The 20,599-nt window shown below is 64.5% G+C and carries 20 protein-coding genes; 15 read left to right on the top strand and 5 right to left on the bottom strand.

What is annotated here, in order from left to right; translation table 11 throughout:
• Nucleotides 1-28 precede the first annotated feature (28 nt).
• Nucleotides 29-790, bottom strand: a complete 762-nt coding sequence (locus tag OKW41_RS41205; protein ID WP_429575986.1) for a phytanoyl-CoA dioxygenase family protein — start codon at nucleotides 788-790, stop codon at nucleotides 29-31.
• A gap of 570 nt (nucleotides 791-1,360) precedes the next feature.
• On the opposite strand from OKW41_RS41205, the gene OKW41_RS41200 reads away from it, so the two are divergent.
• The gene (locus OKW41_RS41200; protein WP_429407781.1) at nucleotides 1,361-1,735 is read left to right on the top strand and encodes a hypothetical protein; all 375 of its coding nucleotides are present in this window, start codon (nucleotides 1,361-1,363) and stop codon (nucleotides 1,733-1,735) included.
• A 231-nt stretch (nucleotides 1,736-1,966) separates the two neighbouring features.
• Here the strand turns inward: OKW41_RS41200 and metK are convergent, their stop codons facing one another.
• Nucleotides 1,967-3,157 carry a methionine adenosyltransferase gene (gene metK / locus OKW41_RS41195; protein ID WP_429575985.1) on the bottom strand — a complete coding sequence of 397 codons (1,191 nt, stop codon included), beginning with the start codon at nucleotides 3,155-3,157 and terminating at the stop codon, nucleotides 1,967-1,969.
• 285 nt (nucleotides 3,158-3,442) lie between these two features.
• Here metK and OKW41_RS41190 point away from each other — a divergent pair, with 285 nt between their 5' ends.
• The 9 genes from OKW41_RS41190 (at nucleotide 3,443) to hslU (ending at nucleotide 13,133) form a co-directional block, all read left to right on the top strand.
• Nucleotides 3,443-4,327, top strand: a complete 885-nt coding sequence (locus OKW41_RS41190; protein ID WP_429575984.1) for a lipid A biosynthesis lauroyl acyltransferase — start codon at nucleotides 3,443-3,445, stop codon at nucleotides 4,325-4,327.
• 173 nt (nucleotides 4,328-4,500) lie between these two features.
• Nucleotides 4,501-5,436, top strand: a complete 936-nt coding sequence (gene dapF / locus OKW41_RS41185) for a diaminopimelate epimerase (RefSeq protein WP_429575983.1) — start codon at nucleotides 4,501-4,503, stop codon at nucleotides 5,434-5,436.
• Nucleotides 5,437-5,493: 57 nt separating this feature from the next.
• Entirely contained in the window at nucleotides 5,494-6,252 is a 759-nt protein-coding gene (locus OKW41_RS41180; RefSeq protein WP_429575982.1) for a DUF484 family protein, read from the top strand.
• 28 nt (nucleotides 6,253-6,280) lie between these two features.
• Nucleotides 6,281-7,216 (top strand): tyrosine recombinase XerC, encoded by a 936-nt coding sequence (gene xerC, locus OKW41_RS41175; protein ID WP_429575981.1) that lies wholly within the window; start codon nucleotides 6,281-6,283, stop codon nucleotides 7,214-7,216.
• A gap of 49 nt (nucleotides 7,217-7,265) precedes the next feature.
• Entirely contained in the window at nucleotides 7,266-8,468 is a 1,203-nt protein-coding gene (locus OKW41_RS41170; RefSeq protein WP_429453637.1) for a class I SAM-dependent rRNA methyltransferase, read from the top strand.
• 232 nt (nucleotides 8,469-8,700) lie between these two features.
• Nucleotides 8,701-9,801: a CobW family GTP-binding protein gene (locus OKW41_RS41165; RefSeq protein ID WP_429575980.1), complete on the top strand. Its 1,101-nt coding sequence runs from the start codon at nucleotides 8,701-8,703 to the stop codon at nucleotides 9,799-9,801.
• Between the two features lie 682 nt (nucleotides 9,802-10,483).
• Entirely contained in the window at nucleotides 10,484-10,903 is a 420-nt protein-coding gene (dksA, locus tag OKW41_RS41160; RefSeq protein WP_090802202.1) for an RNA polymerase-binding protein DksA, read from the top strand.
• Between the two features lie 336 nt (nucleotides 10,904-11,239).
• Nucleotides 11,240-11,776, top strand: a complete 537-nt coding sequence (hslV, locus tag OKW41_RS41155; protein ID WP_184051150.1) for an ATP-dependent protease subunit HslV — start codon at nucleotides 11,240-11,242, stop codon at nucleotides 11,774-11,776.
• A gap of 10 nt (nucleotides 11,777-11,786) precedes the next feature.
• The gene (gene hslU / locus OKW41_RS41150) at nucleotides 11,787-13,133 is read left to right on the top strand and encodes an ATP-dependent protease ATPase subunit HslU (RefSeq protein WP_429453641.1); all 1,347 of its coding nucleotides are present in this window, start codon (nucleotides 11,787-11,789) and stop codon (nucleotides 13,131-13,133) included.
• A gap of 133 nt (nucleotides 13,134-13,266) precedes the next feature.
• On the opposite strand, the gene OKW41_RS41145 is transcribed toward hslU, so the two are convergent.
• The 3 genes from OKW41_RS41145 to OKW41_RS41135 form a co-directional block, all read right to left on the bottom strand.
• Nucleotides 13,267-13,809 (bottom strand): response regulator transcription factor, encoded by a 543-nt coding sequence (locus OKW41_RS41145; protein WP_184025882.1) that lies wholly within the window; start codon nucleotides 13,807-13,809, stop codon nucleotides 13,267-13,269.
• On the bottom strand, nucleotides 13,806-15,116 hold the full coding sequence (locus OKW41_RS41140; RefSeq protein ID WP_429575979.1) for an ATP-binding protein: 1,311 nt from the start codon (nucleotides 15,114-15,116) through the stop codon (nucleotides 13,806-13,808). Before OKW41_RS41140 ends, OKW41_RS41145 begins: the two co-directional genes overlap by 4 nt.
• A gap of 335 nt (nucleotides 15,117-15,451) precedes the next feature.
• Nucleotides 15,452-15,676 carry a cysteine-rich CWC family protein gene (locus tag OKW41_RS41135; RefSeq protein ID WP_429453646.1) on the bottom strand — a complete coding sequence of 75 codons (225 nt, stop codon included), beginning with the start codon at nucleotides 15,674-15,676 and terminating at the stop codon, nucleotides 15,452-15,454.
• Between the two features lie 265 nt (nucleotides 15,677-15,941).
• On the opposite strand from OKW41_RS41135, the gene argB reads away from it, so the two are divergent.
• The 5 genes from argB (at nucleotide 15,942) to metW (ending at nucleotide 20,590) form a co-directional block, all read left to right on the top strand.
• A complete protein-coding gene (gene argB / locus OKW41_RS41130) occupies nucleotides 15,942-16,841 on the top strand; it encodes an acetylglutamate kinase (protein ID WP_018419098.1) in 900 nt (299 codons plus the stop codon).
• A gap of 157 nt (nucleotides 16,842-16,998) precedes the next feature.
• Entirely contained in the window at nucleotides 16,999-17,766 is a 768-nt protein-coding gene (locus OKW41_RS41125; RefSeq protein ID WP_429575978.1) for an HAD-IA family hydrolase, read from the top strand.
• Between the two features lie 41 nt (nucleotides 17,767-17,807).
• Nucleotides 17,808-18,518 carry a nucleoid occlusion factor SlmA gene (gene slmA, locus OKW41_RS41120; protein ID WP_429575977.1) on the top strand — a complete coding sequence of 237 codons (711 nt, stop codon included), beginning with the start codon at nucleotides 17,808-17,810 and terminating at the stop codon, nucleotides 18,516-18,518.
• Nucleotides 18,519-18,839: 321 nt separating this feature from the next.
• Nucleotides 18,840-19,985, top strand: a complete 1,146-nt coding sequence (gene metX / locus OKW41_RS41115) for a homoserine O-succinyltransferase MetX (RefSeq protein ID WP_429575976.1) — start codon at nucleotides 18,840-18,842, stop codon at nucleotides 19,983-19,985.
• On the top strand, nucleotides 19,982-20,590 hold the full coding sequence (gene metW / locus OKW41_RS41110) for a methionine biosynthesis protein MetW (protein WP_090802214.1): 609 nt from the start codon (nucleotides 19,982-19,984) through the stop codon (nucleotides 20,588-20,590). Before metX ends, metW begins: the two co-directional genes overlap by 4 nt.
• Nucleotides 20,591-20,599: the final 9 nt, after the last annotated feature.

Here is a 20,599-nt window from a genome sequence, read left to right as displayed (position 1 = left end):
TCGGCGCGAGGCCCGCGACCAAAATAATCTAGAACGCGATCTCGGGCTTCGCGGCCGAGCGCGTGCCGGGCAGCGGCACATTGCTTGCGCCGTGATAGGTGAACACCAGCGAGAACTTCACCTCATCGCTGAGATTCTTGCCGGCCGAGTGCAGCGTGTTGCAGTGAAAGAACACCACGTCGCCAGTCTTCAACTCGGGCGACACCGCCGTGCGGATCGCGGCCTCATTCTCGGCGAGATCCGTGCGGAAAAACTTCGCTTCGTCGAAACGGTCCGATGTGAACGCGGCGCCGTGCGATTGCGGCACGAACCACAGCGCGCCGTTATCGACGGTTTCCGGGCCGACCGCGAGCCACACCGACATCAGATCGTCGCGCTCGAACGACCAGTAGCGCGCGTCGCGATGCCAGCCGGTCAGGCTGCCGTACGCGGGGTGCTTGGTCATCATGCAGTTGTGATGCGCGCGCGACAGACGCGGTTCCTCGCCAAAATACAGCTCCATCCAGCCACGGATTTCGGGCGCGGTCGCCCATTGCGCGAACGCGGGGTGACGACCGTACGCGTCGAGCAGGCGCCGCACCGTATGTCCGCCTGGAGCATCCTTCGATGACGGCGCGCCCGGATACTGCAAATCCGCTTCGAATTCGATCGGCGCCGCCGCTTCCTGCAGTTGCCGCTGCGCGATCCGCTTCAGCTCGTCGCAACGCTCGGGCGACACGAGTCCTGGCACGACGACAAAACCCTGCTCCCGCAACGTTTGAATCTGCTCTTTCTTCGAATGGAATGACATGGCGTTCCGTTACTGTCGACTAACTGATGTTCGATTGTAAAACGGGCGCGATCGGGGTGCGTTGGTTCACCGCGAGAGGCTCCTGCGTCCTGCTGATCTTTTGCGCCGGTCGCCTTCGCTTTTCGCGGCGCGCCAATGCACCGGTTTCAGGCGCGCGGCGCCCGCACCGCACATTGGCTGGGCAAACGCGCACGCAAATCGCCCGTAAGGGGGTGACAGCAGACTGGCATCCGCGACGATTCGATCCGCGGAGAAATCCGGTCTCGCAGGGTAATAACCGACTTTCTGACGTCATGATTCCCGTGTAGCCTGCTCGCATGTCGATCGTCGCTCACGCAGTTTTCTGTTGTGCGCAGGCCGTCAGGGCCCGTGCCGTTGGTTTCTCCGCGTTGTACCATCGCTGCGCTGTGCGCCCTGTTTCGCGTCGCAATCTCCCGCGCCACGACCCGCACCGAATCTCCGGCTTTCAGGCCGTTCATCGCTACCCCGTCATTGGCACATATGGTGCTGTTTGTCCGTGCACATCCGGTGCACGCGCCGACGTGCGGTTCATTGCCTAAATGTGAAGCCATGCATACTCTTTTGAGCACCCGTCTTACCCGCGCCGCGCTGAAAGCGGCGCGTCCCGCGCGCCGCCATATGATGCGGGCGCTGCGCCATCATGCCGCGCGCACCCGCGCGCTCGGCGAGCAGTGGCGCGACGCGAAGGCCGTCGACGGCTTTCGGACCTGGTTCCATACGTTCTTCTCGGCGCTACGCCAGCAGAGCGGCACGCGCCGTCTGTCGCTGCGCACGCTGCTGCGCAAACCGACACCGTTGCGCCTCGCGGTCGCGAAACGCGCGCCGGCGGTGCGCACGCCTGCGAGCCGCCGACCGCGTCGCCTGTCGACGAGCAGCGGCGGGTGGTTCGCGTTCGCGTTTGCGTTTGCGTTTGCGAGCCGGTGAGATTGCTGGGCCGGTGAGTTGCAGTTGCGCGTTGAGTGGCTAGACCGCTGATCTGCCGACCGGCTGGCCGTCCACCGCCGAGCTGACTTCGAGCACCGCAAGACTTCGAGCGCGCCGCCTCGACGACGTGCTTCGCGCGGCGGCATCGCTACGCCATCGATAGACAAAGAAAAACCCCGCCGGCTCACGCCGGCGGGGTTTGTTTGCTTTCAAGCGGCGATCGGCTCGCCCTTATTCGGCAAGTGCCGCGACCGGCTCAGTGCCTGCCGCTTCAGCGAGTGCGAGCGCCTTGTCGGTGGCTTCCCACGTGAATTCCGGCTCTTCGCGGCCGAAATGACCATACGCCGCGCTCTTCTCGTAGACCGGGCGCAGCAGGTCGAGCATCTGGATGATGCCCTTCGGACGCAGGTCGAAATGCTGACGCACGAGTTCCGTGATCGTCGCATCCGACACGCGGCCAGTGCCGAACGTGTTGACCATGACCGAGGTCGGTTGGGCGACGCCGATCGCATACGACACCTGGATCAGGCAGCGCGACGCGAGGCCCGCGGCCACGATGTTCTTGGCGACGTAACGGCCGGCGTACGCTGCCGAGCGGTCCACCTTCGACGGATCCTTGCCCGAGAATGCGCCGCCGCCGTGCGGCGCCGCGCCGCCGTACGTATCGACGATGATCTTGCGGCCCGTCAGACCGCAATCGCCCTGCGGACCGCCGATCACGAAACGACCGGTCGGGTTCACGAGGAACTTGATGTCACCCTTGATCAGCTCGGCCGGCAGCGTCGGCTTGATCACTTCCTCGATCACCGCTTCGCGCAGCGTGTCGAGCTCGATGTCCGGCGAATGCTGGGTGGACAGTACGACGGTGTCGATCGAATGCGGCTTGCCGTCTGCGTAGCGCACGGTGACCTGCGACTTCGCATCCGGACGCAGCCAGGGCAGACGGCCGTCGCGGCGCAGATTCGCCTGACGCTCGACGAGGCGGTGCGACAGATGGATCGGCAGTGGCATCAGTTCCGGCGTTTCCTCGCACGCGTAACCGAACATCAGGCCCTGGTCGCCCGCGCCTTGATCGAGGTTGTTGTCGTGCGCGCGGTCCACGCCCTGGGCGATGTCCGGCGACTGCTTGTCGTAGGCGACGAGCACCGCGCAGCCGCGGTAGTCGATGCCGTAGTCGGTGTTGTCGTAGCCGATGCGCTTGATCGTGTTGCGCGCGATCTGGATGTAGTCGACGTTCGCGGTGGTGGTGATTTCACCGGCCAGCACGACGAGACCCGTGTTGCACAGCGTTTCGGCCGCGACACGCGAGTACTTGTCTTGAGCGAGGATGGCGTCGAGGATCGCGTCCGAGATCTGGTCCGCGACTTTGTCGGGATGGCCTTCGGAAACGGATTCGGAAGTGAAGAGATAGTCGTTTGCCACGTTGCAGACTCCTGTTAGTGGTTACAGTTGCGTTCCACGTAGCCGACTTCGGGAGTCTGAAGCGGCGACGCTTTAGCGGATTACCTGACCGATGGACGCAAAACCCATGGAAACCCATGGACCGCACCCGCCGGCTTCGCCCCGCAAGTTGTCTATTAACTCGGCGAAGCCCTTATTATAGCGACTTCCTTTGAATGTCACAGAGTCGAAACGAGTGCGGTATCACGTTAATTTTTCCGCTTTCCACAATTTCGCCCCCTGCGGCGCCGCGCGCCTGGAGGCTGCATGCTGAGCCGCTACGGCGCGAAGCTCGCGATCGGGCTGCTCAAACTCTTTGCGCTGTTGCCTTACGGATTCGTCGCCCGTCTCGGTGACGGGATCGGCTGGCTGCTCTACCAGATCCCGAGCCGTCGCAAGCGCATCGTTCATACCAATCTGAAGCTGTGCTTCCCCGACTGGAGCGACGAGCGCCGCGAGGACGTCGCGCAAAAGCACTTCCGTCATGCGATCCGCAGCTATCTCGAGCGCAGCGTGCAGTGGTTCGGCTCGGCGAAGAAGCTCGAAAAGCTGATCCAGCTCGACAGCGCGATCGACCTGACGGACCCGAACCTGCCGCCCACATTGTTTCTCGGCTTTCATTTTGTCGGCATCGAGGCCGGTTCGATCTTTCTGAACTACTCGCTGAAGCGCCAGTGCGGCTCCCTCTATCAGCCAATGTCGAATCAGGAGTTCGAGGAAGCCGCGAAAGCAGCGCGCGCGCGTTTCGGCGCGGACATGGCGAGCCGCGCGGACAGCGCGCGCGTCGTGCTGCGCTGGCTGCGCGAACGCAAACCAGTGATGCTCGGCGCGGACATGGACTACGGCGCGCGAAATTCGACGTTCGTGCCGTTCTTCGGCGTGCCGACCTGCACGCTGACCGCAGTCGGCCGTCTCGCCAGGGTCGGGCACGCGCAGGTCGTACCGTTCATCGGCGAGGTGCTGCCGAACTACAAGGGCTACCGGCTCAAGGTCTTCAAACCTTGGGACAACTATCCGATCGGCGACGATGACGTCGATGCGCGACGCATGAACGAGTTTCTCGAAGAGAAGATTCCGCTGATGCCCGAGCAGTATTACTGGGTGCACAAGCGGTTCAAGACACGCCCGCCGGGAGTGCCGGGGGTGTATTGAAGGTGGGGCTGGGCTCCTTGCCTGCCGTACCGTTTCCGATGTGCCAACGTGTATCATCTGCTATTGGCCGAGCATGGCTCCAATGGGTGATTCACCCAACGGCCGGTGAGGCCGGGATTTTCGGCTCCGCCCGCACGCGCGAAGCCCTACGCAGCAACGGATACACGGAAAACGTGAAGCTCAAATTCACCAAAATGCACGGCGCGGGCAACGACTTCGTCGTACTCGACGGCTATACCCAACCGGTTGATCTAACCACGGCGCAGGTGCGCGCGTTGGCGAACCGCCATTTCGGCGTCGGCGCCGACCAGTTGCTGCTGGTCGAAAAGCCGACCGTCGAAGGCGTCGATTTCAGATATCGCATCTTCAATTGCGACGGCGGCGAGGTCGAACACTGCGGCAACGGCGCGCGCTGCTTCGTCAAGTTCGTGCGCGAGCGCGGCCTCACCGACCAGCGCAGCGTGCGCGTGCAGGTCCAGAAAGGCACGATCACGCTGACGATGCAGGACAACGGCGAAGTGATCGTCGACATGGGCACGCCCGTGTTCGATCCCGAACTCGTGCCGTTCGCGACCAAGGGTCTGCAAGGCCGCCGCGAAGGCGCGGATACGCTCTGGCCGCTCGACGTGAACGGCACGACGCGCTGGATGTCGGTGGTGTCGATGGGCAATCCGCACGCCGTGCAGGTCGTCGACGATGCCGAGGTGTTCCCGGTGCTCGTCGAAGGTCCGGCCATCGAGCGGCACACGCGCTTCCCGCAGCGGGTCAACGCGGGCTTCATGCAGATCGTCGACCGCAACGAGATCAGGCTGCGCGTCTACGAACGCGGCGCGGGCGAAACGCTGGCGTGCGGCACCGGCGCGTGCGCGGCGGTCGCGGCCGGCATCCGGCGCGGGCTGCTGGATTCGCCGGTGCTCGTACATACGCACGGCGGCGATCTGACCATCACGTGGGACAGCGCGCACCCAGGCGCGCCGCTGCTGATGGCCGGCCCCGCAGCCACCGTCTTCGAAGGGGAGATCGAGTTGGCCGAAGAGGCGTCGAGCGCCTCGTCGGACTCGACGCAGCACAATCTGTCCAGCCCGGCCGACATGGCGCCCTCCGTCTAACTCATTGACCGACGCGCCGCCGTGAGGCGGCCGTCCCGTAGTCCTCTAGCCGAAACCATGAACGATCGCGAAGTCGCCGAATACCTGCTCGCCAATCCCGAATTCTTCGTCGAACACGCGGAAACGCTCGCGACGATCCGGCTCGCGAACCCGCACGGCAAAGCCGCGGTGTCGCTGCAGGAGCGGCAGATGGAGATGCTGCGCGACAAGAACAAGCATCTGGAGCGGCGTCTTGCCGAACTGCTGCGCTACGGTCACGAGAACGACAGCATCGCGTCGAAATTCAACCGCTGGACCATCCGTGTGATGGCCGAGCGCGATCCATACGCGCTGCCGCGCACGATCGCTGGCGGTCTGCGCGACATCTTCGACGTGCCGCAAGCGGCTCTGCGCGTGTGGGACGTCGCCGAGCCGTATGCGCAAGCTGACTTCGCGCGCCACGTCAGCGAGGAAGTGCGCATTTTCGCGGGCAGCCTGAGTACGCCGTATTGCGGCGCGAACACCGGCTTCGAGGCCGCGCAATGGCTCGCGCAAGCTGCGGTTGCGTCCCACGGGACGACCAACCCGGCGGCAAGCGCGACAACGAGCGCGACCGACGACCTCGGCGTCGCGTCGAACGGGACGGCGCAGAGCACCGAATCGATCGCGCTGCTCGCGCTGCGCGACCCCGAAGGCGCCGAAGACGCGCCGACGTTCGGCCTGCTCGTGATGGGCTCATCCGACCCGCGGCGCTTCCACGAAGGCATGGCCACCGATTTCCTCACGCAGATCGGCGCGCTCGCGAGCGCCGCGCTGAGCCGGCTGCTGCCGCGCTGAGCCGCGCCACGCAACGTCACCGCGTACCGTGACCGCCGCCGACCCGATCGCCGCCTACCTGTCGCATCTCGAGCACGAGCGGCGGCTGTCGGCGCACACGCTGCGCGGCTACACGCATGAACTCGCGGAACTGAAGCAGCTCGCCAAAGGCCGAGCGCTCGAAAGCCTCACCGCCGTCGACATCCGCGGCGCCGTCGCGCGCGCGCACGCGGGCGGTCTCACCGCGCGGTCGATCGGCCATCGGCTGTCGGCATGGCGTGCGTTTTATCGCTGGCTCGCGGGCCACGTCGAGTTGCCGGCCAATCCGGTCGCCGCGGTGCGCGCGCCGAAGCAGGCGAAAACGCTGCCGAAGGCGCTTTCCGTCGACGACACCGCGCGCCTGATGGACAGCCCGCCCGCCGACTCGCCCGAAGGCCTGCGCGATCACGCGATGCTCGAGCTGTTCTACTCGTCGGGCCTGCGCCTCGCCGAACTGGTCGGCCTCGACGTGCGTTTCGCCGACGTCGACGGCTATCGCTCGGCCGGCTGGCTGAAACTCGATTCCGGCGAAGTCGAAGTGCTCGGCAAAGGCAATCGGCGTCGCGTCGTGCCGGTGGGCAGCAAGGCGGTCGCGGCGTTGAACGCATGGCTCGCGGTGCGCGAACCGATGGTCCGCCACGATCCGCATCCGCTGTTCCTGTCGGCGCGCGGCAACCGGCTGTCGCCGAACGTCGTGCGCGAGCGCGTGAAGCGCGCGGCGCTCGCCGCCGGCATTCCGGCCAACGTGCATCCGCACGTGCTGCGCCATTCGTTCGCGACGCACGTGCTGCAGTCGAGCGGCGACCTGCGCGCCGTGCAGGAGCTGCTCGGCCACGCGAGCATCACCGCGACGCAGGTTTATACGGGCCTCGATTTCCAGCACCTCGCCCACGTCTACGACAGCGCGCATCCTCGCGCAAAGAAACGCAACAGATCACGCGACTGACGCCGCGCGCCACGACGCGCCGCCTTCGCTTGCACTTTACCTACACCTGATGAATACCGTTACGCTCAAACCGTCGAAAGAAAAATCGCTGCTGCGCCGCCATCCGTGGGTTTATGCCAATGCGATCGAGCACGTCGACGGCCGCCCCGCGCCCGGCGCGACCGTGCTCGTGCGCGCGCACGATGGCCGCTTTCTCGCCCGCGCAGCCTACAGCCCGCACTCGCAGATCCGCGCGCGCGTCTGGAGCTTCGACGAAGCCGAGCCGATCGATCACGCGTTCTTCAAGCGCCGCGTGCAGCGCGCGTTCGCGCATCGTCAGGCGATGGTGCGCGACACCGGCGCCGTGCGGCTGATCTTCGGCGAGGCGGACGGTCTGCCGGGCCTGATCGTCGATTACTACGTCGCCGAGGACGCGGATCAGCGCAGCCAGATCGTCTGTCAGTTCATGGCGGCCGGCGTCGAAGCGTGGAAGGACGCGATCGTCGCGGCGCTGGTCGGCGCGACCGGCTGCCCGAACGTCTACGAGCGCTCGGACGTGTCGATCCGTCAGAAGGAAGGGCTCGAGCAGATCACCGGCGTGCTCGCGGGCGAGCCGCCTTCCGAGAAGCTGATCGCGAGCGAAAACGGCGTGCGCTATCACGTCGACGTGCGCAACGGTCACAAGACCGGCTTCTATGTCGACCAGCGCGATAACCGCCTGCTCGTGCAGCAGTTCGCGAAAGATCGCGACGTGCTGAACTGCTTCTGCTACACCGGCGGCTTTTCGCTCGCAGCGCTCAAGGGTGGCGCAAAGCGCGTGGTGTCGGTCGATTCGTCGGGTGAAGCGCTCGCGCTCGCGCAGCAGAACGTCGCGGCCAACGGCTTCGACGCCGACCGCGCGACCTGGCTCGACGCCGACGCGTTCAAGACATTGCGGCGCCTCTACGACGAAGGCGAACGCTTCGACCTGATCGTGCTCGATCCGCCGAAATTCGCGCCATCGCGCGAGCACGTGGACCGCGCCTCGCGCGCGTACAAGGACATCAATCTGACGGGCCTGAAGCTGCTGCGCCCGGGCGGTTTGCTGTTCACGTACTCGTGCTCGGGCGCGATCGATCCCGAGCTGTTTCAGAAGATCGTGTCGGGCGCGGCCGCCGACGCACGCGTCGACGCACGCATCCTGAAGCGCCTTGGCGCGGGCGTCGATCATCCGCTGCTCACTGCGTTCCCCGAAGGCGAGTATCTGAAGGGGCTGCTGTTGCAAATCGCCTGATTGCCCTTATTTTCCCGGTGATTGCGCGTGGCGGCGGCAGCGGCCCGTCTCCGCGCAGGCGGCCATCAGCCGGCCGCAGCGCGGCCGCCCCTGCGCCCGCCTGGCAAATATGTTTCAATGACCGGCTGGACGGGGCCCGCGCCGTCTGGCTGCGGCGGCCCGCCTAACGCATCTGGCTAGCCTTGCGCTAGCGTCCGATCACGCACCGTTTCACGACTTACAGGCGACCCACATGATTCCAGTCACCATCCTGACCGGCTTTCTCGGCAGCGGCAAGACCACCCTGCTCAAGCGCATCCTGAACGAAAAGCACGGCATGAAGATCGCCGTCATCGAGAACGAGTTCGGCGAAGAGAACATCGACAACGAGATCCTCGTGCAGGACACGAGCGAGCAGATCATCCAGATGAGCAACGGCTGCATCTGCTGCACGATTCGCGGCGACCTGTCGCGCGTGCTCAACGATCTGGCCGCGAAGAAGCAGGCGGGCGAAGTGGACTTTGACCGCGTCGTGATCGAAACCACCGGCCTCGCGAATCCGGGCCCGGTCGCGCAAACCTTCTTCATGGACGACCAGATCGCAAGCGAATTCCTGCTCGACGCGATCATCACGCTGGTCGACGCGAAGCACGCGAACCATCAGCTCGACGAGCACGAAGTGGTGCAGCGCCAGGTCGGTTTCGCGGACCGGATGTTCATCACGAAGGCCGATCTCGTCGACGAGCAGCACGTGGGCGATTTGCGCCACCGCCTGCTGCACATGAACCCGAAGGCTGCGATCAAGGTCGTTAATTTCGGCGCAGCGGACATCAAGGAAATTTTCGATCTGCGCGGCTTCAACCTGAACTCGAAGCTCGAAATCGATCCGGACTTCCTGAGTGAAGATGAACACGCGCATAGCCACGCGCACGCGCACGACGAGCACGGCCACACGCACGGCGACCATGACGACGATCACGCCAATTGCGATCACGACCATGGCCATTGCGATCACGAAGGCCAGGATCACGGACATCACCACCATGCGCATCACGACGACAAGATCAAGTCGTTCGTGTACCGCAGCGATCGTCCGTTCGATCCGAACAAGCTCGAAGACTTCCTCGGCGGCATCCTGCAGATCTATGGCGAGCACCTGCTGCGCTACAAGGGCGTGCTGTACATGAAGGGCGTCGATCGCAAGGTCGTGTTCCAGGGCGTGCATCAAATGATGGGCAGCGACCTCGCCGCGAAATGGCAACCGGCCGAGAAGAAGACCAACAAGATGGTGTTCATCGGCATCGAACTGCCGCGCGATCTGATCACCGACGGTCTCGACGCCTGCCTCGCCTGAGCGGGCGCAGCGCCGTCGCGCAAGCAAGCCTCGGAGCAAGCCCACGACATGCCGCGCGCAGCGCGGCATGCGCCGTGCTACTTCTAGTGCGGTGAGACGCCCGCCGCCGACTGCGCGGGCGTGAATCCTCTGCTGAAACTGCGCCGCCGCGGCGGCGAGGCCTTTCGAATCCAGGCCATATGAAAAGCGCGTGAAAACCCTGCTGTATTAAAGCGTGCGCGACCATCGCTTTTTGGCTTTCTGCGCGTTATATTTTCGGGATATCGCAGCGCCGCAGGCCGGCTTTCAGCAGTTGCGGTGCCGTATTGTGATTCAGTTACAATACGTGCCCACTGGAGAATGACAACGAATTGCCCGGTCGCGCGTATCCCGCGACGGGCCTGAAACGGCGCCGGAAAATCTTGTCCGGAGACACGCCGAAAACGCCGGCGGGCGCGGCCTGAAAGGGCACGCGCTCGTCGGCGAGCGATGCCTCAGGAGCATGTGTGAATCGGTTTCCAGAGGAGTTCGGCCCCGCAGCGGCGTAGCTAGCAACGCCCGGTGTGTGGGCGCCAGGCGCTTCGGCGTCACGACAGTCCAACGTTCGTGGCCACCCTGCGCTGCGCGTCCGCGCGACGCGTTTGCGGGCAATACGAAAGTGCGGGCCCTATGAGTTTTGCCTCACATTGAAGAAGTAAGCCAGATGACGACGAAACGACTCTTGACCGAAGCCGAAATCCTGAAGATGAGCGACAAGGATTACATGAATGCGGATCAGCTCGCCTTCTTCAAGAACAGGCTCGAACAGTTGCAGGCGGACATTCTCCGCAATGCCGGCCAGACGACCGAGAACCTGCGCGAAACGGTCATCGTGCCGGACCCGGCCGATCGCGCCACGATCGAGGAAGAGCATGCGCTCGAACTGCGCACGCGCGACCGCGAACGCAAGCTGCTGAAGAAGGTGCAGCAATCGATCGCGCGAATCGAGGCGGGCGACTATGGCTGGTGCGAGGAAACCGGCGAGCCGATCGGCATTCCGCGTCTGCTCGCGCGGCCCACGGCTACGCTGTCGCTCGAAGCCCAGGAGCGCCGCGAACTGCGCCAGAAGCTGTTCGGCGACTGATTATCTGCGGCGCGGCTTCGGCTTAGCGCCCTGAAAACGCTGCTTCGTCGAGAGGCGCACGGTGAACCGTGCGCTTTTTTTTTCGCGACATCCGCGCATGCTCTGTCATCCGTCCCGCCCCGCCATCCCTTCCCGCCTCGTTTCTCAGGCTCCCTGAGCGGATTTTCGGTTTTTCGTCCTATGCGTTCCGGCGGATCTTGATATGACCGCGCGCGCCCTAAAATAGATCGGACATGCGCTCACGAGCGCGCTAGCCGGCGCGCCGTCCGCTGACTGGATTCATGCGGTAGCGCACAGCGCTGCCGCGTCCTACCCGTTTTGCAAAGAGGAACGCATATGGAGCAATTTCACGGCACGACGATCGTTTCCGTGCGCCGCGGCAACAAGGTGGCGCTCGGCGGCGACGGCCAGGTCACGCTCGGCAACATCGTCATGAAAGGCGGCGCGAAGAAGGTCCGGCGCATCTACAACGGCAAGGTGCTGGTCGGCTTCGCCGGCGGCACGGCGGATGCCTTCTCGCTGCTCGACCGCTTCGAGGCGAAGCTGGAAAAACATCAGGGCAATCTGACGCGCGCGGCCGTGGAGCTCGCGAAAGACTGGCGCACCGACCGCATGCTGCGTCGTCTCGAGGCGATGCTGATCGCCGCGGACGCGACCACCACGCTCGTCATCACCGGCAACGGCGACGTGCTCGATCCCGAAGGCGGCATCTGTGCGATCGGCTCGGGCGGTGCGTACGCGCAGGCGGCCGCGAAGGCGCTTGCCGACAACACCGAGCTGTCGCCGCGCGACATCGTGGAGAAGTCGCTGGAAATCGCCGGCGACATGTGCATCTACACGAACCATAACCGCGTCATTGAGACGATCGAGTAAGGACCCATCGATGAGCACCATGACCCCCGCCGAGATCGTCTCCGAACTCGACAAACACATCATCGGCCAAGGCCGCGCGAAGAAGGCCGTGGCGGTCGCGCTGCGCAACCGCTGGCGCCGTCAGCAGGTCGACGAACCGCTGCGCCAGGAAATCACGCCGAAGAACATCCTGATGATCGGACCGACCGGCGTCGGCAAGACCGAAATCGCGCGGCGTCTCGCGAAGCTCGCGGACGCGCCGTTCATCAAGATCGAAGCGACCAAATTCACCGAAGTCGGCTACGTGGGCCGCGACGTCGACAGTATCGTGCGCGACCTGATCGAAATTTCGGTCAAGCAGACCCGCGAAACCGAAATGCGCAAAGTGCGGACCAAGGCCGGCGATCTGGCCGAAGACCGCATCCTCGACATCCTGCTGCCAACCGCACGGCCGGTCGGCTTCGGTTCGAGCTCGAGCTCGACCGACACCGCCGATGAAGGCAGCACGACGCGTCAAACGTTCCGCAAGCGCCTGCGCGAAGGCCAGCTCGACGACAAGGAAATCGAGCTCGACGTCGAGCAGCCGCAGGTCGGCATGGACATCATGGGGCCGCCGGGCATGGAAGACATGACCGAGCAGATCCGCTCGATGTTCGCCAACATCGGCGGCGGCAAGAAGATGCGCCGCAAGATGAAGGTCAAGGAAGCGCTGAAGGTGCTCACCGACGAAGAAGCCGGCAAGATGCTGAACGACGAAGAGGTGAAGAGCAAGGCGGTGCAGAACGTCGAGCAGAACGGCATCGTGTTCCTCGACGAAATCGACAAGATCGCGTCGCGCAACGAAGCGGGCGGCGGTGAAGTGTCCCGTCAGGGCGTGCAGCGCGATCTGCTGCCGCTCGTCGAAGGCACGACGATCAACACCAAGTACGGCATGGTGAAGACCGATCACATCCTGTTCATCGCGAGCGGCGCGTTTCATCTCGCGAAGCCGAGCGATCTGATTCCCGAGCTGCAGGGACGCTTCCCGATTCGCGTCGAGCTCGATTCGCTGTCGGTCAACGACTTCGAATCGATCCTCGTGTCGACGGACGCGAGCCTCGTCAAGCAATACCAGGCCCTGCTCGCGACCGAAGACGTGCACCTCGAATTTGCCGACGACGGCATCCGCCGTCTCGCCGAGATCGCGTACTCGGTCAACGAGAAGACCGAGAACATCGGCGCGCGGCGTCTTTATACGGTGATTGAAAAACTGCTCGAAGAAGTGTCGTTCTCGGCCGGCAATCATTCGGGCCGTGCAGTGCAGATCGACGCGGCGTATGTCGATAGCGCGTTGAACGAAATCGCCGAAGACGAGGATCTGTCGCGCTACGTGCTTTGACATGCGCGGTGACAGCGCGAAGCGCTGATGCATGAAAAACGGGCTGCCTTCGCATAGGCAGCCCGTTTTGTTTTGTGCCGCCCTTCCCGCGGCGGCGCCTCGAACAGCCAACGCCGCGCCAGAAGATCGCCGCCTACTGCTTCACCGGCCGCTTCGCCAACTTGCGCTGCAACGTGCGCCGATGCATGTTCAACGCGCGTGCGGTCGCCGAGATATTGCCGTTGTGTTCTGCGAGCACACGCTGGATATGCTCCCATTCGAGCCGCGCCACCGACAGCGGCTGCGGATGCTCGATCGCCTCCTCGGCCTGCAACGCGCTCGCCTCGCTTTGCAGCGCCGACAGGATCGTCTCGACGTTGGCGGGCTTTGCGAGATAGTTGTCGGCGCCGTCCTTGACCGCCTGCACCGCGGTGGCGATGCTCGCGTAGCCGGTCAGCACGAGCATGCGCGCATCGGGCTGCAGATCGCGTAACGGCGCGACGAGCGTCAGGCCGGAGTCGTTGCCGAGATGCAGGTCCACGGTGATCTCGCTGAACTTCTGCTGATTCGCGAGCCGGATCGCCTCGTCCGCGTTGTGTGCTTCGGTCACCGTGTAGCCGCGCCGCGTCAAGCCGCGCGCGAGGATGCCGGAGAACACTTCGTCGTCGTCGATCACCAGAAAATTCTTTTCGCTCATGCCTGTTTCTCCGTGTTGGACGGCGCGGCGCCATGTGGGCTCGCTCCGGAAATCTTGCGCGCGGCGAGCGGTAGTCGCAGCACCGCACGGGTGCCGCGCGGCCGTCCGCCGTTGGCGTCGGTCAGCTCGATCGATCCCTTCAGACGCGCCGCCGCCGAAAACGCCAGATACAGGCCGACGCCGTGTCCGCCCTGCGTGCTCTCCACCGGCATCGCGCCGAGCGAGCCGCGCAGCGCGGCCGGAATGCCCGGACCGTGGTCGCACACTTCGAACACGAGCTGGTCGCCGCGTGGCGCGAGCACGCAGGACAGTGTCGCGTGATCGCGGCTCGCGCGCGCGGCGTTGTCGAGCAGGATCGTCAGTATCTGGCTGACGGCCACCGTGTCGTTGAGACTGACATCGGCGGGCGGTGTGCCAAGCCGCTCGAACTTCACGTGAGGATGGCGCAGGCGCCATTGCTCGGCAAATGATTCGAGCCATTCGTCGACCGGCTGGCGGTTCGTCGTGGTCGTTGCGCGGCTGCGCAACCGCGCGAGCGCCGACGTGCACAGCATCATCTGCTGCTCGAGCAGCTCGAGATCGGCGCGGTAGGGGGCTAGTCCCGCGTCGGTCCGCGCCGCGTCGCGCAATTCTTCGGACAACATCGCGATTGTAGACAGAGGGGTGCCGATTTCGTGGGCCACGGTGGCCGCCTGCACGCCGAGCGCGACCGCCCGTTCGTCGTGGAGCAAGCGCTGCTGCGCTTCTCCAAGCGCTGCGTCACGTAGCCGCAGCGCTCGGGACATGCGCGCGACGAACCACGCAATCAGCCCCACGCTGACCATGAAGTTGACCCACATGCCCGAGCGGTAGTAGTCGAACAGGTTGGCGGGATTCTCGAGATTGAGCGGCACGGAATCGAAACTGAGCATCGCGTAGCAGGCGACCGCGAACGCCGCGAGCCAGGCCATCAGATACCACGGCAGCACGGCCGCCGCGATCGCAAGCGATGGCAGGTACAGCGACACGAACGGGTTGGTGGTGCCGCCGGACAGGAACAGCAGCGCCGACAACGCCCCGAGATCGACCCAGATCTGCCCGAACAGCTCGAGGTTGGACTCGGGACGCTGCTGCGACACGCGCCACCACGTGAGCGCGTTGAACAGCACTTCGAGCCCGATCACGAGCAGCATCGCGGGCAACGGCAGATTGGCGCCGATGAAGATCTGCACGAACGCGATCGTCAGCAGCTGACCGATGATCGCGAGGCTGCGCAGCCAGAACAGATGGCCGAGATTGACGCGGCCGGTGTTGGTTATACGGTGCATGACCCTAGTCTACCCGTTACGCCGCCGCGGCCCGAGCCAGTGGCGCCGCGGCAGTTGAAGCCCGTTGCTTCGCCGCCGCGGCCAAACTGCACCCGCTCGACGACGCCCGCCATTATTGCCCCACTCGACCTGGGAAACGCCGTCGCACAATTGCGCGCCGGCTACGCGCTGCAGATGGCCAGCCGGCAGGCCGACGCGATCGCCCCGGATCGGCAGCCGCGGTTCGGCGAATGGGAGCCGGCGCTGGAAGCGATTGCGCGCGATCTGCGGGCGCTGGTGGCGCAGCATCGCCACGCGTCGGCGGTTTCTGATCGGCCCCGGGGCAAACCCGACCATCACGGCCGCTCATGCTCACTCGCCTCGTATGTCGCCTGTGCAATCTCCGCGGCCAGACACTCCGGGCACAGACACCGGCCGCCTGGCTTTAACCGCTCGACCGGTAGCGGCGGCAGCGCGCGGCACCAGCAGTTGGACGGCTCAGTCTGCATGCCGCAGTCGAAAGCATTGCCGCAGCGCGGACAGCGTGCGCTGCGTTCGGAGCGGGGGGAATACGATTTCATCGCAGATCGGCGCTCAGGGCCGGGGACATTCATCAAGCCATGATGCCATGACTGACACGCTCAGGTGCAGTCGTCCGTTCGGCCAATGCACAGCCGTCACGCAAGTGCGTTACGCTTGCTGTTCGCCACCCCCGCGGCTCGTCATGGTGCGGTACGCCAAGCCTGCAGCGCCCGTCGCTCGCGCCGCGGCCGAAAACCCTGTTGCAGCGCGCCAGTCCTGTACAATTCGCGCTGTTTTAACTGTTCCGTGCCCGAGCCTGCCGCCATGTCCGAGCTTCCCGACCTCTCGCAGATTGCGCCCACCCTGAAAGCCGAAATTCTGGCCGAGGCGCTGCCTTACATTCGTCAGTATCACGGCAAGACCGTGGTCATCAAATACGGCGGCAACGCCATGACCGAAGAGCGTCTGAAGCAGGGCTTCGCGCGCGACGTGATTCTGCTGAAGCTGGTCGGCATCAACCCGGTCATCGTGCACGGCGGCGGTCCGCAAATCGACCAGGCGCTTAAGAAAATCGGCAAACAGGGCACGTTCATCCAGGGCATGCGCGTCACCGACGAAGAGACGATGGAAGTCGTCGAATGGGTGCTCGGGGGCGAGGTGCAGCAGGACATCGTGATGCTGATCAACCACTTCGGCGGCCACGCGGTCGGCCTGACCGGCAAGGATGGCGGCCTGATCCACGCGCGCAAGATGCTGATGCCGGATCGCGAAACTCCGGGCCAGTACGTCGACATCGGCCAGGTCGGCGAAGTCGAGTCGATCAACCCGGCGGTCGTGAAGGCGTTGCAGGACGACGCGTTCATTCCGGTGATCTCGCCGATCGGCTTCGGCGAAGACGGCCTGTCGTACAACATCAACGCGGATCTCGTCGCGGGCAAGCTGGCGGTCGTGCTGAACGCCGAAAAGCTCGTCATGATGACCAACATCCCCGGCGTGATGGACAAGGAAGGCAATCTGCTGACCGACCTGTCGGCGCGCGAAATCGACGGTCTGTTCGAAGACGGCACGATCTCCGGCGGCATGCTGCCGAAGATCTCCTCCGCGCTCGATGCGGCGAAGAGCGGCGTGCGCTCGGTGCACATCATCGACGGCCGCATCGAGCACTCGGTGCTGCTCGAAATTCTGACCGAACAGCCGTTCGGCACGATGATCCGCTCGCATTGATCGTTGCGGCATCCCCGGCACAGGGGTTGCGTCCGAGCGGCGCGACGCCTGTGCCCCACCTCGCGGCCGGCAGTCCATGCGCGCCCCCGAGCGTTGATGTGGCAATCTCTGTGCATCCGCAGCATGAAACGCCCGTCAGCGGCTGAAGAAATCCACCATGCGCACCCCCACTTCGCGGCGCCGCCGTCCTGACCTCGCAGGCGGCAAGCCCGTCTGGCTGTTCGATCTCGACAACACGCTGCACCGCGCATCACATGCCATTTTCCCCGCGATCAATCGCGGCATGATCCAGTACATCATCGACGCGCTGCAAGTCGACATCGACGAAGCCAACCGTCTGCGCACCGGCTACACGCTGCGCTACGGCGCAGCACTGCTCGGTCTCACGCGCCACCATCCGCTCGACGCGCACGACTTCCTGAAGGTCGTGCACACGTTCCCCGACCTCTGCTCGATGATCCGCCACGAGCGCGGCGTCGCGCGTCTGATCGCGGCGCTGCCGGGCCGCAAGATCGTGCTGACCAACGCGCCCGAAACCTACGCGCGCGCGGTGCTCGCCGAGTTGCGCATCGAGCGGCTATTCGAGCGCGTGATCGCGATCGAGCACATGCGCGATCGCCGCCAATGGCGCGCGAAGCCCGATCACGCGATGCTGCGCCGCGCGATGCGCGACGCGCACGTGTCGCTGAAAGACGCGTTCCTCGTCGAGGACACGCGTTCGCACCTGAAAAACTATCGACGGCTCGGCATCCGCACCGTGTGGATCACCGGGCACCTGCCGCGCAAGCCGCACGCGGAGGGTGTACCGACGCGCCTGCCGGGCACCGGCCGGCCGCATTATGTCGACCGCAGCATTCGTTCGCTAAAATCGCTACGACTGGGCACGCGCTCGGTTCGATGGAAGGGACGCAAGCCGGGACAGTAGGGACGAAAGCCGCCAACGACATCAGCCGGGGGACCACAGCCATGCAGCCGATCGACAAGCCTGACGAAACCTCAGCCGCAGCCTCCCCCGCGGCGCCGGCCGCCACACGCTCGCCGCGTCCGAAGCCGGGCGAGCGTCGCGTGCACATCCTGCAGACGCTTGCCAGCATGCTCGAGGCGCCGAAGCGCGAGAAGGTCACCACGGCCGCGCTCGCCGCCCGGCTAGGTGTGTCGGAAGCCGCGCTGTATCGCCATTTCGCCAGCAAGGCGCAGATGTTCGAAGGTCTGATCGAGTTCATCGAGCAGACACTGTTCGGCCTCATCAACCAGATCACCAATCACGAAAACAACGGCGTGCTGCAGGCGCGCGCGATCGCGCTGATGCTGCTCAACTTTCCCGCGAAAAATCCCGGCATGACGCGCGTGCTGACCTGCGAGGCACTGATCGGCGAGCACGAGCGACTCACCGAGCGCGTGAACCAGATGCTCCAACGGATCGAGGCATCGCTGAAGCAGTGCTTGCGGCTCGCGCAGACCGAAGCGCTTGCCCGTGCGAATAACGACGTCACAGGCAACGCCGGCCCGCAGACCGCACCGCAATCCACTGCGTTGCCTGCCGACTACGATCCCGCAATTCGCGCGAGCCTGGTGGTGAGCTATGTGATCGGCCGCTGGCATCGCTATGTGCGCAGCGGTTTCGCGCGGCCGCCCGCCGAACACGCGCACGAGCAACTGCTGCTGATTCTTCAGTAGTCCGCGAGGACTCGCACCCTTCGCGCGGCATCGCCCGTGCCGCTGCCGCGCGGAATTTTCCGCTATACTTTGCGCCTGATGTTGCCGCGGCCTTCCGATGCATAACGGACCGCGCCAAGGCATCCCGAAACACGTTGCACCCGGTTTCACACCCTTTCACGCGCCGATTTGCTGACTCGATTGCGGGCGCGCGAACCCTTGGCCCCAGGCCCGCGGTTCACTATAAATGCGGCTAAAGAGGTCGTCAGCTGCGCACACCGTCCTTCTCTTCGTGCTTCGCCGACGCCGTTTAGCCGCCCTGTTGACTCAATGGCGGAATGAATGGAATCCCTCGGCATCGTCGCTCCCCAAAAAATGCATTTCACCGAGCCGCTGCCATTGCGCAACGGCAGCTCGCTCGCAGGCTACGACCTGATGGTCGAGACCTACGGCACGCTCAATGCCGCGCGCAGCAATGCGGTGCTCGTGTGCCACGCGCTGAACGCATCGCATCACGTGGCGGGCGTGTACGCCGACAATCCGAAGGACATCGGCTGGTGGGACAACATGGTCGGCCCGGGCAAGCCGCTCGATACCGACAAGTTTTTCGTGATCGGCGTGAACAACCTCGGCTCATGCTTCGGCTCGACCGGGCCGATGAGCATCGACCCCGCGACCGGCAAGCCGTATGGCGCGACCTTTCCGGTCGTCACCGTCGAAGACTGGGTCAACGCTCAGGCGCGCGTCGCCGACGGGTTGGCCATCACGCGCTTCGCCGCCGTGATGGGCGGCAGTCTCGGCGGCATGCAGGCGCTCGCGTGGAGCATGATGTATCCGGAGCGGGTCGCGCATTGCATCGTGGTCGCATCGACGCCGAAACTGTCCGCGCAGAACATCGCGTTCAACGAGGTCGCACGCTCGGCGATCCTGTCAGACCCCGACTTCCACGGCGGCAACTACTACGCGCACGGCGTGAAACCGAAGCGCGGCCTGCGCGTCGCGCGGATGATCGGCCACATCACGTATTTGTCGGACGACGACATGGCCGAAAAATTCGGCCGCTCGCTGCGTCGCGCGGAAGGCGCGCTCGATGACTACAACTTCAGCTTCGACGTCGAATTCGAAGTGGAATCGTATCTGCGCTATCAGGGCGACAAGTTCGCCGACTACTTCGACGCGAACACCTACCTGCTGATCACGCGCGCACTCGACTACTTCGATCCGGCCAAGGCCTTCGACGGCGATCTGACCGCCGCGCTAGCGCACACCACCGCCAAGTATCTAATCGCGAGCTTCTCGACCGACTGGCGTTTCGCGCCGGCACGCTCGCGCGAACTGGTGAAGGCGCTGCTCGACCACAAGCGCACGGTCACCTATGCGGAGATCGACGCGCCGCACGGCCACGATGCCTTCCTGCTCGACGATGCGCGCTATCACAACCTGCTGCGCGCCTACTACGAACGCATTGCAAACGAGGTCAACGCATGAACCAGCGAGCACTTGATTACCTGGCATTGCGCCCGGACTTCCGCGCGATCGCCCGCTGGGTCGAACCGCGCGCGACCGTGCTCGATCTCGGCTGCGCGGACGGCTCGTTGCTGTCGCTGCTGAACGAAGAACTGGACGTGCAGGGCTACGGCATCGAGATCAACGACGCCGGCGTGCTCGCCGCGACGCAGAAGGGCGTCAACGTGATCCAGCAGAATCTCGAAGACGGCCTGCGCCTGTTCGAAGATGGCAGCTTCGATTTCGCGGTGCTGTCGCAGACGCTGCAGACGATTCATCAGACCGCGGCGATCCTGCGCGAGACGGTGCGCGTCGGCAAGCAATGCATCGTGTCGTTTCCGAATTTCGGCTATTGGGCGCATCGGCTGTCGGTGTTGCAGGGGCGTATGCCGGTGTCGAAGTCGCTGCCTTATCAATGGCACAACACGCCGAACGTGCGTGTGCTGACGATCAAGGACTTCGAAGCGCTCGCGCCCGAAGTCGGCATCGAGATTCTCGATCGCGTCGTGCTGCATGACGGACAGGTGGTGCGTTGGGGCGTGAACTGGCGTGGTAGTCTTGCGGTCTATCGCGTCAAGAAAAGCTAACGTCACTTA

The organism is Paraburkholderia sp. UCT70, from assembly GCF_050434085.1.
GTDB classification, from domain to species: domain Bacteria; phylum Pseudomonadota; class Gammaproteobacteria; order Burkholderiales; family Burkholderiaceae; genus Paraburkholderia; species Paraburkholderia tuberum.
The sequence above is the reverse complement of the archived record's forward strand: the minus strand, read 5'-3'. Positions and strand labels throughout refer to the sequence as shown.